Here is a 13911-nt window from a genome sequence, read left to right as displayed (position 1 = left end):
TTTATTTTTTTTCTTTTATTTTAACTTCAGTAGTAGTGGTATTTAAGACAATAGAATCTTCTGGAATCGATTTGGTAATCCAGGCATTTCCTCCAACAACACTGTTTTTTCCAATTACTGTTTCTCCACCCAAAATGGTTGCATTGGCATAAATGCAGACATTGGCCTCAACTGTCGGGTGCCTTTTTGCATTTTTCATTTCCTTGCTTACGCTTAATGCACCGAGCGTAACACCTTGGTAAATTTTTACATGTTTTTTAATAACAGTTGTCTCACCAATTACGATACCTGTTGCGTGATCGATAAAAAATGGTGAAGCAATATCGGCTCCTGCGTGAATATCTGTACCTGTAATTCTATGCGCATATTCGCTCATTAAACGAGAAAAAAGCAATAAATCGAGATGGTATAATTCGTGGCTTAATCGGTAAATTGCGATGGCATAAAATCCAGGGTATCCCAGATAAACCTCGTCAATGCTATTTGAAGCGGGATCGTTCTCAAGAATATATTCGGCATCTTGATTTAGCTTTTCTAAAACTCCTGGAAGCTTTTCTAAAAAACGATCCCAAATAGATTCGCATAAATTTTGAGGCTTTTTACAAGCTAAAACCGCAATTTCTTTAAAGCGAAACTCTAGTTCGTCAATGCTTTCGTCAAGAGCCGCATTCGAATCAAAAAGCGTATAAAAAAGCTTTTCTGTAAAGTCTTCCGTTTTGGTTTTAATGCCGTAATTTATGTGAGAGTGGCTCTTTAAAGCTCTTATGTTTTGTATGATAGTGTCTTTTGTCACAATGGTAAAAATGAATGAATAATTTTGGAACGTTAAAAGTAAGGCGTTTTTTGGAAATAAAATCACGATTTAACGAAAGAAATTTTCTTTACAAAGTCTGATTTGTGATAAAAAGCAAATTCTAAACTGTTCTTATTTATGCAATTCTTAAGAAGTTAATTGCGTAAATTAGCTTTCAAAATATACTAAAATGAAAAATAAGCCAACATTTACAAGTGCAATTTCTGGACTTCCTTTTGATGAAAACGAGAAAATTTACGGAAGGGCAATACACGATCCTATTTTAGGATTGATTAAAAAAGAATATCCAGATTTTAGCGCCGAAGATTGTATTTCTATAAATGAATTAAATATCTATCGCCAAAAATATATATCAAATTATCTTTCTACTGAAATTGGGGCGCTTTCTGCAATGGAGAAAAACGTTATTTCTTCATTAAAAGAAGACAAATCAATTGTAAGTATTGTAGAAGAGGAAGAAGAAACTAGAAGCTTAGGACAAAAAGTGGCAGATAAAGTGGCTGATTTTGGAGGAAGCTGGACATTTATTATTTCGTTTGTGGTATTTATTTCGATTTGGATTATCTCAAATGTGTATATTTTTCTAAATAAAGGTTTTGATCCCTATCCGTTTATTCTTTTAAATTTAATATTGTCGTGTGTTGCAGCTTTGCAAGCACCAGTAATTATGATGAGTCAAAACCGTCAGGAAGAAAAAGACCGTAATCGTGCTAAAAAAGATTTTATGATCAATCTGAAATCGGAATTAGAGATTAGATTAATTCACGATAAAATTGATCATTTAATTATGCATCAGCAACAAGAATTAATCGAAATTCAAAAAGTGCAAATTGAAATGATGAATGATATTTTGGATCAGATTAAGAAATAAAAGGTTCTTGAAATTCCAAAAGGAGCAAAGCGACTTTTAGAAAATCTAAAATCTAAAAATAAAAGTGCTTCAGATAATATCCGCCAAGCATAAAAAATAGATTTATAATAGCCATTCTCCAGATTAGTTTTTTATAGTTTCTAGACTTGTCTAAAAAATGAAAGGCGATAAAAACGGAGAGTAAAAGGCAGGTGTAAATAGCTGGATACATTTTAAAAGCAGCCAAAAAATCACCTTGAAAAAGTAAGAATAGAGAACGCTGAAATCCACATCCTAAACAGTCATAACCAAACACGGTTTTGAACAGACAAGGAATCATGTATTTCTCTAAACTCATAGCAGATCTTTTTTGCAATTTTACTAAAAAAATATGACAAACGTTTAGGTAAGTATAGAAGCGCTATCTGAAAGTTTTATATTTTTGAAATCTTAAAATAAAGAAAGGATGAAAACTTTTAAAATTATAATAATGATTCTTGCGATTTCGGTTGCGTTATACGAACAGGTTTCGGAAGAGAAAAATATCTATATCATGATTGCTGCAATTGTAGTTTTCATGTTCGGAATGATGCAGCTGAGTGCAAAAACGCCAAGTAAAAATAACGATAAAGAAGAGTAGGATGTTGGCAAAAGGAGATAAAGTTTCGGTACTAGACGAAGCTATAAACGGAACAGTAGTTTCGGTTAAAAATAACGAGGTTTTGATTGAAACTGAGGACGGATTTATGATGACATTTTTAGTCAATGAATTGCTTAAAATTCAAGAAACCAGTAATTTAATGAATTCTATTAAAAGAATTGATTTAGATGAAATTTCAAAAGAGAAAACAGAACCAAAACCGAGAAGTTTTGTTAAAGAAAAGAAAGATAAGCGCGAAGTTGGCGTTCCAGAATTTGATTTGCATATCGAAAAATTGGTTCCAAATAAGCGCGGAATGTCGAACTATGATATTTTGACATTACAGACGGAAACGGCAAAAAGACATATCGAATTTGCGATAAGAAACCGCATTCCGAAAATCGTTTTTATTCATGGTGTTGGTGAAGGGATTTTGAAAGCTGAACTTGATTTTTTATTAGGACGTTATGACGGAATTGATTTCCAAGATGCCAATTATCAAAAGTATGGTCTTGGTGCTACCGAAGTTTATATAAGACAAAACAATAAATAAATTAGCTCTTTAAACGTATAAAAAGCTTGCTTGTAAAGCATAAAAAAAACGTCTGCTTTTTGATTCGATTTTGTTGTAAAATCATCTCAAAAAACAGACGTTTTTTTGTAAGAATTATTTCTGCTGATTTCTTTTTGGAAATCTACTTTTTTAGTTTGTTTTTGGTCTGGTAATTTTTCCAAGAACGAAACTGCTTCCCAATTTAAAGCTGCTCTTACCCTTCTCTAAAATTACATTTTTAAGTACTATTGTGTGCTCATAAATTTGTCCAGTTAAAGTAGTGGTTACTTCAATAATTCCACTTTCATTTGGCTTGCCGAGTTGCCCTGTCCAAGTTTCTTCAATTGCAGGTGCTGTTGGCTGTAATTTGGCACAAACAAAAGCTGGTGTTATAGATCCGGTTCCTTCTTTTGCAGTTTTATAAAATACTTTATTCTGTGTTGCTGTTATTAAACTTGTACGAGGCTGACCTAGAGTAATGGGTTCTGCAAACAATGTTGGATCTATATCGTCAATAGATAAATAAAACGTATTATTGTAATTGTAAACTCTAGCAACTTCATCGCACTCATAAGCAGAACCATTCGGATTGGTTTTGAAAGTCAGATTGGCAGGAGTTATATTAGTATTGTAAGTTCCAAATTTAAATTCTGCTTCTGTTTGGTTTCCTGCTGGTTTGGCAAAGGTGATATTTCTAAAAATAATACTATGTTCATAACCTTTTATTCTAGTGCTTCCATCAGTTGCGTTTGTATCTACTAACTGAGTGGTTACAATTTCAATTAGACCGTCAATTCCAAGCCATTCTTCGGTTACTTTTGGAGTACTTGGCGGAATCGTACCGCAGATATTGTCTTTTGCAACAGCTCCGTCATAAGCTCTATAAACTACTCGATATGAGCCTTTACCTTTTGAATCTATGGTGTATGTTATGGTGCCATTGTCATTGATAATTGCTCCTTCTGGCATTTGAAGTAAAAGCGCTTCTTGAGGTTTTAATTTATAAATCAAGGTGTTTGTTAACGGATCGCAGGCTTGAGATTCCTTAATGTCTGCAAAATCTATTTTGTCTACGGTCAAATCTCCATCATCGCATCCGTTTAAGAATAGGGCAAATAATAGGAGGGCAGCATATTTTTTCATCGTAAAATTTATTTGGGTCAAAAATAGTGAAAAAATTGCCAAATGATATTTAAGATTTGACAATTGATATTTCTTAACTTTGCAGCAATGAAAAAAGTATATCTAGATAATGCCTCAACAACAGCCATGCGTCCTGAAGTAATTCAGGAAATGACAAGGATTATGCTTGAGGATTATGGAAATCCGTCGTCTACACATAGTTTTGGACGAAACGCTAAAACCATCTTGGAGCTTTCAAGAAAAAGCATTGCCAAGCATCTCAATTGCACTGCTCAAGAAATCATTTTTACTTCTGGCGGAACGGAAGCTGACAACTGGATTCTGCGTTCTGCTGTTGAAGATTTAAAAGTAGAAAGAATCATTACTTCAAAAATTGAGCATCATGCTGTTTTGCATACCGTTTGGGTGCTTCAGGAAGAATATAATGTTCAAGTTGATTACGTTAATGTAAGTGCAGATGGCAGTTTAGATTTAACGCATTTGTCTAATTTATTGACCGAAGAAAAAAAGACTTTAGTTAGTTTAATGCATGTCAATAACGAAACGGGAACAATTTTAGACCTAGATCGTGTTGGTCTGATTTGCAAGCAATATAATGCTTTGTTTCATTCAGACACAGTTCAATCTGTTGGAAAAACCGAAATTGACCTGCAAAAGACTCCTGTTGACTTTATTTTGGCTAGTGCACATAAGTTTCATGGGCCAAAAGGAATTGGATTTGCTTTTATCAGAAAAAATTCTGGTTTACAGCCGTTGCTTTTTGGAGGTGAACAAGAAAAAGGGCTCCGTGCAGGAACAGAAGCCGTACATCAGATTGCGGGAATGGCAAAAGCGTTGTCTATTTCATACGAAAAACTAAATGAAGAAAGAGCTTATATCTTGGGAATAAAAAACTATTTGATTGAGCAGTTAGAAATTCATTTTCCAGATTTTAGAATCAACGGAAAGAAAGATGATTTTTATAACATCATCAATATTATTCTGCCGTTTTCATCAGACAAAACTTCAATGCTGCTTTTTAGTTTAGATATGAAAGGAATCGCGGTTTCTAGAGGAAGTGCCTGTCAATCTGGAAGTATAAAACCTTCGCATGTTTTAAATGAAATGCTTTCGGAGGCTGATTTAAAATTACCAAATCTCCGAATTTCATTTAGTCATTATAACACCAAAGAAGATATCGATTGGCTTATTGAGAGTTTGAAAACGGTCTAAGTTGCTAAGCTATTAAGATTCTGAGATTCTAAGTTTTTAAACGCGGAATACGCAATCCCGATAGCTATCGGGAACGCAAAGGTCGCTAAGATTTTTTAAGAGCTATTAAAATAAAAAAGTTCGCAAAGCTTGTTTTGACAAAGCTTTGCGAACTTTTTTAAGTCTATTTATATTCTCAATAAAAGCTTCTTTACGTACTTTGCGGTAAAACTATACTCAAAGTATTTCAAAAACCTGAAACCTGAAACTTGAAACAAAAAAAAACTATTTACGAATTACTTTTACTTGCGAATCTTTAGTCAATTTGATAATGGTTGAAGATTTTCCGTTGACTTTGTCTTGGTTTAACTTTACAACATAATCAACGCCGTTGATAATTTCAGGGCTGATGTCTTTGAAACTTTGAGGTGTTGGCTGTCCAGAAATATTAGCTGAAGTAGAAACTAAAGGTTTTTTCATTCTTTCCATCAATTTGTAGCAAAAAGGTTCTTTTACCATTCTAACTCCAAGAGATTTGTCGGCTGCAATGATGTTTGGCGCAACGTTTCTGGCGTCGTCTAAAATTAAAGTAGTTGGCTTTTCAGATAAATCCATAATTTGCCATGCAACTTCAGGAATGTCTTTAAAAACATTGTACATCATTTTTTCGCTATTCATTAAAACAATCATGCTTTGTGTTTCTGCACGTTGTTTTAATTTGTAAATTTTAGCAACAGCCTCTGCATTTGTGGCATCACAGCCAATTCCCCAAACGGTATCAGTTGGGTACAAGATTATGCCTCCGTTTTTAATTACCTCGTATGCGTTGATGATTTCCTCGTTCATTTTACAAATTATAATTTACTTTATTAAGGTTGCAAAGTTATAAATTTTACTTGTAAAAGCTTTTTAGAGTTTGAAAATAGAAGTATTTTAAGTCTTTGGTTCTATTTTCTGCAAAGAGATTATTTATGATTTTACAGTAGAAGATTTTAATTTAACCTTCGCCAATTCCATCAAAGGATGTTCAATATATTTGAATGTTAGCTGGCTGATAAAAATTAACGGAAAAATTGATAAAGAAATGATCGACCAAAATTCTAACTCAGTTAAATCTTTTGCTTGTTCAAATCCGATGACAAAATAAAAAAGGATGAATAATAAAATGCCGTGCAGTAAATAAATGCTATAGGTGATTTGTCCAAATTTGCGTGAAAAAGTGCTTGACAGAAGCCCAAAAAAGCTATTTCCAGAAGCAATTATGATAAAGACAATTGTAGTGATGATGATTGGAATAGGCTTTCTTCCGCTATTGAAGAAATAAATAGAACATGCAATTAATAAAACAGCTAGAAAAGCGTATTTTTTCTGTTTTAAAACGGCTCCCAATTTATTTTTGCTAATTACTAAAGCCGCAATAATACCTCCAAGAAAAGGGAAGAAGTGTCGTAATGAAGATTCATTAATAATCATTATAACAGCTGCAGTCGAGATAAATAGCAATAATGTCTTGTAGTTTACTTTAAGCTTAAAAAACAACGCAATAAGAGGCAATAAAAAGTAGAAAGCCCACTCGTACGGAAGCGTCCAAGTTACTCCAGCATTAAATAAAAAACTGTCTTCTAGTCCGTTAATGCTTAATCCCTTTCTTATGTTGAAAAGTATCCATGAAAGCAAATGCAACAAGTTTTCAAAGAAGGGAATTCTTGATTTGAAATTGGTTAAATAACCTGCGATAAAGAATATAATTCCAACAGAAAAAAGATACATCGGGAAAAGTCTATACAGGCGAGCATTGATATAAGCCGACCAATCGATTTGTTTGTTTTTGCTGTTGATTAATTTTAGAGTAAATAAGAAAGCGGTGATTACAAAGAAAAAAGCAACCGTAGTCTGTCCAAAGTGATTGAATAAATTTGATTTTGGTTCTTCCCATTCCCCATTTTGAAGAAAAAAACGCCAGATGTAACTGTGATGAAGGAAAACAAAAAATGCTAAATAACCTCTTAAGCCATCAATTTCTGGATAACGCACTTCTTGTACATCTAATTTTACTACTCTATTGGTAATAATTACTGAAAAAATAAGAGCAACTAAGATGAGGAAAAAACAAAGCAAGAAGGTTAATGTCATTTTTTGAGAGGATAGCTTTTTATTGAGATGTTTTTTAACAGATTTTTAATATTTGGGCAAAAATAGAAAACATTTTCAAATGCAAAAATATTAGGGTTAAAATTATCCTAAACAAAATATGAATCCTTACAAGCCTAAAATGATTTTTATTTGCAATTAAGAAGAAGGACTTTCTTGAAAAACAACGCGATTTGTCCAGTCTTTTAAAGTGTACTGGCTTAAAATAGAATCTGGAATTTTCTCGTATTCATTTTCAAAAAAGGCTATAGGTATAACTGGATTTTTTTCGTCAATAATTAAAATATTATTTGGATTGTAAAAATCGTAGTTTTTAATATCTGTATTTGTTGTTATAAGTTTCTTCTCTAAACCTAAACTTTCAAAAACCCTAAACGTAAGTCCGATTTGACCAAGTCGATTAATGTCTAAAAGCACTTTCGAACGATTGATATAATCATTTACTTCACTCAAAGGCATATGACTTTTTATATAAGTAATATTTTCATCATTGTCTTTTTGCTTTTTATCGTAAACAATGAATTTAAATTTGGAATGTTGCGAGGCCAAATTGGCTGCAATTCTTTTTAATATCGGTAGTCTTTTGTCAATTGAACTAATATTGAAAACATCATATTCAAATTGATTATTAGGGATTGCATTTTCTGAATTATAAATCCAATTTGGCGCAAATTTTAAATTGAATTTTTCGCAGTCTTCTTTTTCAAATGAGAAAACTTCATCAAAACAATGAAGGACACGTTTGATTTTTGGACATCGATAAATATTGTCATTAAAAAAACCGATTGATTTTTTAGTGTAATTTTTAAATTCTAAAATGCTTTCAGGAGTTATAAAGTCTCCTTTTATGGTTAAAATTACATCTTGAATCTGATCGTTTTTCTTTAATTCATTGATAATTTCTTTTCCGTAGTGCTGATGCTTTAAATTTGTTTTGAAGAACGCTTTTAATACAAGATTATACGCTTTATGAAATACAGAAGGATATTTATATTTGAAAGTATTAAAATCGATATGGCGCACAATATGTCCTTGTTTTTCTAAGTCTGCCGCTATATGTTTGTTAAGTCCCCAGTTGTCTAAACTTATAAGAGTAATATGCATTATCTACGAAATAGTTTTTATTAGTTGGTAAAACTAGCTAAATTTGCTGAAACAATTTTTATGATTTTAAGATTAAATCGCGGATATGAAAAATTTGAAAATATTCTTCTGGAATATATTCGTTTTTTCGATACAAAAGGAGAGGACTTTGTAATTGGCCAGCGCAATCAGATAAAACTTTTTGATTTAGACGATAAAAAAATAAATATAAAATCGTTTAAAGTTCCGCACTTTATCAATAAAATCGCTTATAAATACTTTAGAAAATCAAAAGCAAAACGCTCTTTTGAGTTTGCAAACAAATTGTTAGAATTAGGTGTAGGAACTCCAAAACCTATTGCATTTGCCGAATTTTCATCACTACTAGGTTTAGAAAAAAGCTTTTACGTAAGTGAGCAATTACAATGTGATCTTACTTATAGAGAATTGGTAGAAATACCAGATTTTCCAGACCGTGAAAACATCTTAAGACAGTTTACTAAATTTAGTTTCGATCTTCATGAAAAAGGAATTGAGTTTTTAGATCATTCTCCAGGAAATACTTTAATTAAAAAGAATGCCAGCGGAAATTATGATTTCTTTCTGGTGGATTTGAACAGAATGGAATTTCACAATTCTATGTCTTTTGAAATGCGTATGAAAAACTTGTGCCGTTTAACACCGTTGAAAGAAATGGTTGCGACAATGAGCAATGAATATGCGAAATATTACAAAGAAGCATCTGAAGAGAAAATTTTTGAGACTTTATGGAAATATACTTCAGATTTTCAAGAGAAGTTTTATAGAAAAAAACGCCTAAAAAAGAAGCTTAAATTCTGGAAGAAGTAATTTTTCTTAATTCTTTATAGCGAATATAAACGCTGTAGGCATTCAAATAACATATAATTACACCCTTACTGCCATCCAAAAAGCCAAAACGGATTATAAACTGATACAAGAAAGTATATAAAGGGTGGAGAAGTTGCATTAAGAAATAAGACTTTTTTCCTTTAGCTAATTTTTCATTGGCTTTAAGAATGCCATAATTATACATTTTTGATTTATAATCTTCATAAGAAGAATAAGAAAAATGTATGATTTTGTATCTTAAAGAAGCAATTTTTCCGTCGACAATTAATTTTTCGTGAACGGTTCTTTCCTCATTGTATCGGCATTTCGATTTGTTAAAAAGCCTGAAAATCTTGTCAGTCTGCCAGCCACTGAAATTCAGTCGGCTATTTTTAAACATAAAAATACGATAGATAAAGTAAGCACTTGCCACATTTTCAGAATTAATTGCTGTAACGATTTCAGATTTTAATTCAGATGTTAGTCTTTCATCTGCGTCAATAAATAAAACCCATGAATTTTTGGCTTGGTCTAAGGCAAAATTTCGCTGTGCAGTATAATCAACAAAATGGTTCTGAATTAATTTTACATTGGCAAAAGATTCAACAATGCTAACTGTTTTATCGGTGCTATAGGAATCAACAACAATGATTTCATCAGCAAAATCAATATCTTCAAGAAGCGATTTTATATGCTGTTCTTCATTAAGCGTAATAATCAGAACTGATAATTTCTGCTTTTCACTATTCATTGGAGATTCTTTTTACTTTTTTCAATTTTTATATTCTTGAAAATAAGTCTCTAGCTTTTGAAGCATTAATTCCAACGGATATTCCGCATAATATTCAAAAGTATGTTCTTTTATGTATTGCTCTGTATGCTTTTCGTAGATTTCAGGTTTTAAGTCTTTTAAATGGATAGAAGCATTTTTCGCTTCATTTTCAAAAAGTTGCCAAGTTTCTTTTCTAACAGAAGGAGTGAAGATAGAAAAGGTTGGAATTTCAAGTGCTTTTGCCATATTTACAGCGCCACCTTCGTTTCCTATCAGCATTTCGCATTGAGAAAGGATTGCTAAAAACTGACGTAAATCAGTAGCGTATAAATCAAAAATAATATGCTTTTTTGTCTCTTCAGAACAATGATTATATACTTCTAACGCTTGCTCTTTCTGGTTTGGAATATAATTAAAGAGGATAGTAGCGTTTGTTTTAGCTACAGTAAAATCGATAATTTTTGCCATTCCGTCAAGCGGATAGGTTTTGTAATGCTCACTTCCTAAAATTCCAAACATGATCAATGGTTTTTCAGGATCTACATTATAGCTTTTTAAAATATTTTTTGCTTCGGTAATCTCAGATTCTTTTAAAAAGATTTTCGGTTTTACATTTGTTATCTTTTCTGAGAAAAAAGGTTTAAGTAATAATAGTCTGTTTTCAATCGCCAGACCAAATTCTGATTTTATAGCATCAAAACGCTCATAGCTATAATTGTAAAATATATTAGAATACCATTTATGGTAAGAAACTTTATATTTTGCGCCAGAGAAAAATGTGATTAGGCTAGTTCCTAATTTACTGTAGACATCTATTACAGCATCGTATTTTTTTCTTCGCATCTCAAAAATGAACTTAATAAACCCAAAAGTCGATTTTCTGATTTTATTAGTCACTGGTATAATGTTATCAATATTCGGATTTTCTATAAGAACATCAATCGAATTAGGATAACACATATAGTCAATTGTTGAGTCAGGAAACTTGGCTTTAAGATTGTTGCATATAATTGTACTTGTTAAGACGTCTCCGATTCTTTTTTGCTGAATGACTAATATTCTCATTTGGGTATTTGTTCAATTAGAAGGCTAAAGTACAAACTATTTTATGAAGTGTACAAGTGATGGTATTAATAAGATTAAACTAAATTAAAAAGTTATATTTTTGTGCTCAACAAATTAAAATGAACAATGGGAATTAGCGGTTTGGTTATTACTTTCAATGAAGAAAAAAACATTGGAAAATGTATAGATGCCTTATTTAAAGTTTGTGACGAAGTTATTATTGTAGATTCTTTTAGTAAAGATCGCACGGTAGAAATAGCTCAAGAAAAAGGAGCACAAGTTATTCAGCAGGCATTTTTAGGAGACGGTCCGCAGCGTACTCACGGATTGCCCTTTTGTAAAAACGACTGGATTTTAAATCTTGATGCCGATGAGTTTCTAGATAAAGATGCTGAAGAATTTATTCTAAAGAAAAAGTATTTAGAAGGAAATTATGATGCTATGAGTTTCAGGGTAAAAAACTTTTTAGCAGATAAATTAATTGATTTCTCAGGATGGTATCCAGATCATAAAGTTCGTTTTTTTAATAAGCAAACAGCTCATCCTTCAGATTCTAAAGTGCATCAGAAAATTGTTGCTCAGAATGAGAAAAAAGTTGCTGTACATATTCTGCACTACGGATGGGATTCTTTAGATCAGATTATTGCTAAAAAGAACCAATATTCTGGATGGCACGCACAGCAATTATATGATCAAGGCAAACGAATTGGTGCTTTTAAACCTGTCCTTAACGGAACTGTAGCTTTTGTACGTTGCTATTTCTTCAAGAAAGGAATCTTCAACGGCCTTGACGGATTATCAATCGCAATGATTCAGGCGTTTTTCTCATATATGAAATATGCTAAGCTTATAAAACTTCAAAAAGCAAAAAAAGATAATTAGAAACTAAGCTTATTGTCAACTACTCTTTCATTAAAGTTTTGAATATAAGCTTTCAAAAAATTTGAAATTTCTATTGTCTTGAGTGTATTTTGAGTTTGTAAATTGTTTTTTAACAAAGGGTCTTTTTTCCAATTGTATAGTCCAATAACTTGATTGTTTGCAAAGGCTAGATAATAGTCGTTTTGAACACAATGATAAATTCCCTGCAAATAGAAGACGGCAAAATTTTGATTGCTTTTAAAGCTCTTTCCAAAAGAAATTAAATCTGTTTTTATGCCTAGATAGGCTATTATACTAGGCATAATATCGATTTGTTGAAAGTTCTTTTCGTCTACACCAGAAAAATTTGGATTGCTTGGGTCAAAAAATAAAATTGGAATATGAAATTTGCCAATTATAGTTTTGTCTATTTCTGATTCTCCGCTAGAGGAAGTATGATCGGCAGAAATAACAAACAAGGTGTTGTTATACCATTTTTGCTTTTTAGCATTTTCAAAAAAACGTTTCAGAGAATAATCGGTATACGCAATACTTTCGTGTACAACTGTTGTTCCTTTTGGGAATTTGTCTTTATATCTTTCTGGTATCTTGTATGGATTATGAGAAGAAATGGTAAAGATAGTGCTAAAGAAAGGTTCTCTAAAACTAGATAATTTTCCCGCAAAAAACTGTAAAAATTCTTCATCAAAAATTCCCCATTTTCCGTCAAAAGCTTCGGGGCCGATGTATTCGTCTTTGCCATAGTATTTTTCAAATCCTGCTGCCTTTGCATATTGATCAAAATTTTGACTTCCGTTAAAGGCACCATGGAAAAAAGAAGTAATGTATCCTTCCTTTATAAGAATTGTGGGCAGACTATTTGTTTTGTCCAAAGAATAGCTAGAAATGATAAAAGAGTTGTTCATTAAACTAGGTATGCTTGAAATAATTGATGGAACAGCATCGATAGAGACTTTTCCATTGGCAAATCCATTTTTAAAGTAATAAGATTTTGTTATCAGCGAGTCTAAAAAAGGAGTTTGTTTTATACCGATATTTTCATGACCAAAACTTTCTAAAATAATAATTACGACATTTTTTTTGCTTGTTGTTTGAGCTTTTTCAAAAGACAAGATTGGTTTGTATATTGAATCAAGATCTTTTTTATCAAAATAATTGACTTTCTCTATATCTTCTTTTTGAGCTATTGTTTTTAATATACAGAAAGGAGTATTTAAAATAAGCGGAGCGTTATTCAGAGAGCTGTATTTGGCTGCGTCTACAATTCTAAGGGGTTTCTTTTGGAATCCGCCGCGCCCAACGATTAGCAATAGGAAAACTGAGGTTAAAAAATAAAAAGATTGTTTTAGGAATTTTTCTTTTGTGAAACTTTTTATTTCGTTTTTGTTTTTAAAATTAGGTATCGATTTCCAAAAAAAGATGCTTAAGATAATGAACAGTAAAAGGATGTACCAAAATTCTTTTGCAAAAGAAAAAAATAAACCTAAGGCTTCTTTTTCCATTCCTTTTGCAGTAATCATGTTAAAAGTGCTTCTTCTTCCTGTGAATCGGAAATATATAACATCAATAAGATTTGCAGCGATAAACAAAAGATTGATTATAAAGAAAGAAACTTTTAATACACTTTGATACGTTTGACGGTACTTGAAATTTCCGGGAATTGCATGTGCTATTAAAAAAATGAAAGTTACATATGAAATAGCTGACAGATCAAACAAAACGCTTCCTAAAATATTTTGAGCAGTTATATGATCAAAGTATTTAGTGTTTAAAACATAAAAAAAGATATTGCAAATTTGATAGATAAAAAAAATTAAAAAATATCTATAGAGAAATAATTTTAAGCTTGATGTGTAATTTTTCATTAATAGGCATATAAAAAGTCTTCTTGTTTAGAAGTCATTTAAAATGCGAAATT

15 protein-coding genes are annotated in these 13911 nt (G+C 31.6%); 6 read left to right on the top strand and 9 right to left on the bottom strand.

Annotation, left to right across the window (positions count from 1 at the left end):
- Window position 1: 1 nt before the first annotated feature.
- Complete coding sequence (locus LPB248_RS03325) at window positions 2–793, bottom strand: serine O-acetyltransferase (protein WP_177212499.1); 792 nt, start codon at window positions 791–793, stop codon at window positions 2–4.
- 190 nt (window positions 794–983) lie between these two features.
- Here LPB248_RS03325 and LPB248_RS03320 point away from each other — a divergent pair, with 190 nt between their 5' ends.
- Window positions 984–1685: a DUF1003 domain-containing protein gene (locus tag LPB248_RS03320; protein WP_177210169.1), complete on the top strand. Its 702-nt coding sequence runs from the start codon at window positions 984–986 to the stop codon at window positions 1683–1685.
- Between the two features lie 52 nt (window positions 1686–1737).
- Here LPB248_RS03320 and LPB248_RS03315 read toward each other — a convergent pair whose 3' ends face one another.
- Window positions 1738–2022, bottom strand: coding sequence for a DUF2752 domain-containing protein (locus LPB248_RS03315; RefSeq protein ID WP_177210168.1), 285 nt, complete (start codon window positions 2020–2022; stop codon window positions 1738–1740).
- A 108-nt stretch (window positions 2023–2130) separates the two neighbouring features.
- Here LPB248_RS03315 and LPB248_RS03310 point away from each other — a divergent pair, with 108 nt between their 5' ends.
- Together LPB248_RS03310 and LPB248_RS03305 are read left to right on the top strand one after the other, a co-directional pair.
- Window positions 2131–2304 (top strand): hypothetical protein, encoded by a 174-nt coding sequence (locus tag LPB248_RS03310; RefSeq protein ID WP_008462622.1) that lies wholly within the window; start codon window positions 2131–2133, stop codon window positions 2302–2304.
- Between the two features lies 1 nt (window position 2305).
- Entirely contained in the window at window positions 2306–2857 is a 552-nt protein-coding gene (locus LPB248_RS03305; protein ID WP_177210167.1) for a Smr/MutS family protein, read from the top strand.
- 150 nt (window positions 2858–3007) lie between these two features.
- Here the strand turns inward: LPB248_RS03305 and LPB248_RS03300 are convergent, their stop codons facing one another.
- Complete coding sequence (locus tag LPB248_RS03300; protein WP_177210166.1) at window positions 3008–4000, bottom strand: hypothetical protein; 993 nt, start codon at window positions 3998–4000, stop codon at window positions 3008–3010.
- Window positions 4001–4087: 87 nt separating this feature from the next.
- Between LPB248_RS03300 and LPB248_RS03295 the strand changes: the two genes are divergently transcribed.
- Window positions 4088–5212: a cysteine desulfurase family protein gene (locus LPB248_RS03295; RefSeq protein WP_177210165.1), complete on the top strand. Its 1125-nt coding sequence runs from the start codon at window positions 4088–4090 to the stop codon at window positions 5210–5212.
- Between the two features lie 264 nt (window positions 5213–5476).
- Here LPB248_RS03295 and LPB248_RS03290 read toward each other — a convergent pair whose 3' ends face one another.
- From LPB248_RS03290 to LPB248_RS03280, 3 genes are all read right to left on the bottom strand, one after another.
- Complete coding sequence (locus LPB248_RS03290) at window positions 5477–6037, bottom strand: L-threonylcarbamoyladenylate synthase (protein ID WP_177210164.1); 561 nt, start codon at window positions 6035–6037, stop codon at window positions 5477–5479.
- Window positions 6038–6160: 123 nt separating this feature from the next.
- Complete coding sequence (locus LPB248_RS03285; RefSeq protein WP_177210163.1) at window positions 6161–7324, bottom strand: acyltransferase family protein; 1164 nt, start codon at window positions 7322–7324, stop codon at window positions 6161–6163.
- Between the two features lie 156 nt (window positions 7325–7480).
- The gene (locus tag LPB248_RS03280) at window positions 7481–8446 is read right to left on the bottom strand and encodes a hypothetical protein (protein WP_177210162.1); all 966 of its coding nucleotides are present in this window, start codon (window positions 8444–8446) and stop codon (window positions 7481–7483) included.
- Window positions 8447–8506: 60 nt separating this feature from the next.
- Between LPB248_RS03280 and LPB248_RS03275 the strand changes: the two genes are divergently transcribed.
- The gene (locus tag LPB248_RS03275) at window positions 8507–9274 is read left to right on the top strand and encodes a lipopolysaccharide kinase InaA family protein (protein WP_177210161.1); all 768 of its coding nucleotides are present in this window, start codon (window positions 8507–8509) and stop codon (window positions 9272–9274) included.
- On the opposite strand, the gene LPB248_RS03270 is transcribed toward LPB248_RS03275, so the two are convergent.
- A complete protein-coding gene (locus LPB248_RS03270; RefSeq protein ID WP_177210160.1) occupies window positions 9255–10025 on the bottom strand; it encodes a glycosyltransferase family 2 protein in 771 nt (256 codons plus the stop codon). The genes LPB248_RS03275 and LPB248_RS03270 overlap by 20 nt on opposite strands.
- Before the next feature lie 21 nt (window positions 10026–10046).
- A complete protein-coding gene (locus LPB248_RS03265) occupies window positions 10047–11111 on the bottom strand; it encodes a glycosyltransferase family 9 protein (protein WP_177210159.1) in 1065 nt (354 codons plus the stop codon).
- Window positions 11112–11237: 126 nt separating this feature from the next.
- Here LPB248_RS03265 and LPB248_RS03260 point away from each other — a divergent pair, with 126 nt between their 5' ends.
- A complete protein-coding gene (locus tag LPB248_RS03260) occupies window positions 11238–11993 on the top strand; it encodes a glycosyltransferase family 2 protein (RefSeq protein WP_177210158.1) in 756 nt (251 codons plus the stop codon).
- Here the strand turns inward: LPB248_RS03260 and LPB248_RS03255 are convergent.
- Window positions 11990–13858 carry an LTA synthase family protein gene (locus tag LPB248_RS03255; RefSeq protein ID WP_177210157.1) on the bottom strand — a complete coding sequence of 623 codons (1869 nt, stop codon included), beginning with the start codon at window positions 13856–13858 and terminating at the stop codon, window positions 11990–11992. The genes LPB248_RS03260 and LPB248_RS03255 overlap by 4 nt on opposite strands.
- Window positions 13859–13911: the final 53 nt, after the last annotated feature.

Source organism: Flavobacterium sp. LPB0248 (assembly GCF_013388355.1).
Lineage (GTDB): Bacteria > Bacteroidota > Bacteroidia > Flavobacteriales > Flavobacteriaceae > Flavobacterium.
The sequence above is the reverse complement of the archived record's forward strand: the minus strand, read 5'-3'. Positions and strand labels throughout refer to the sequence as shown.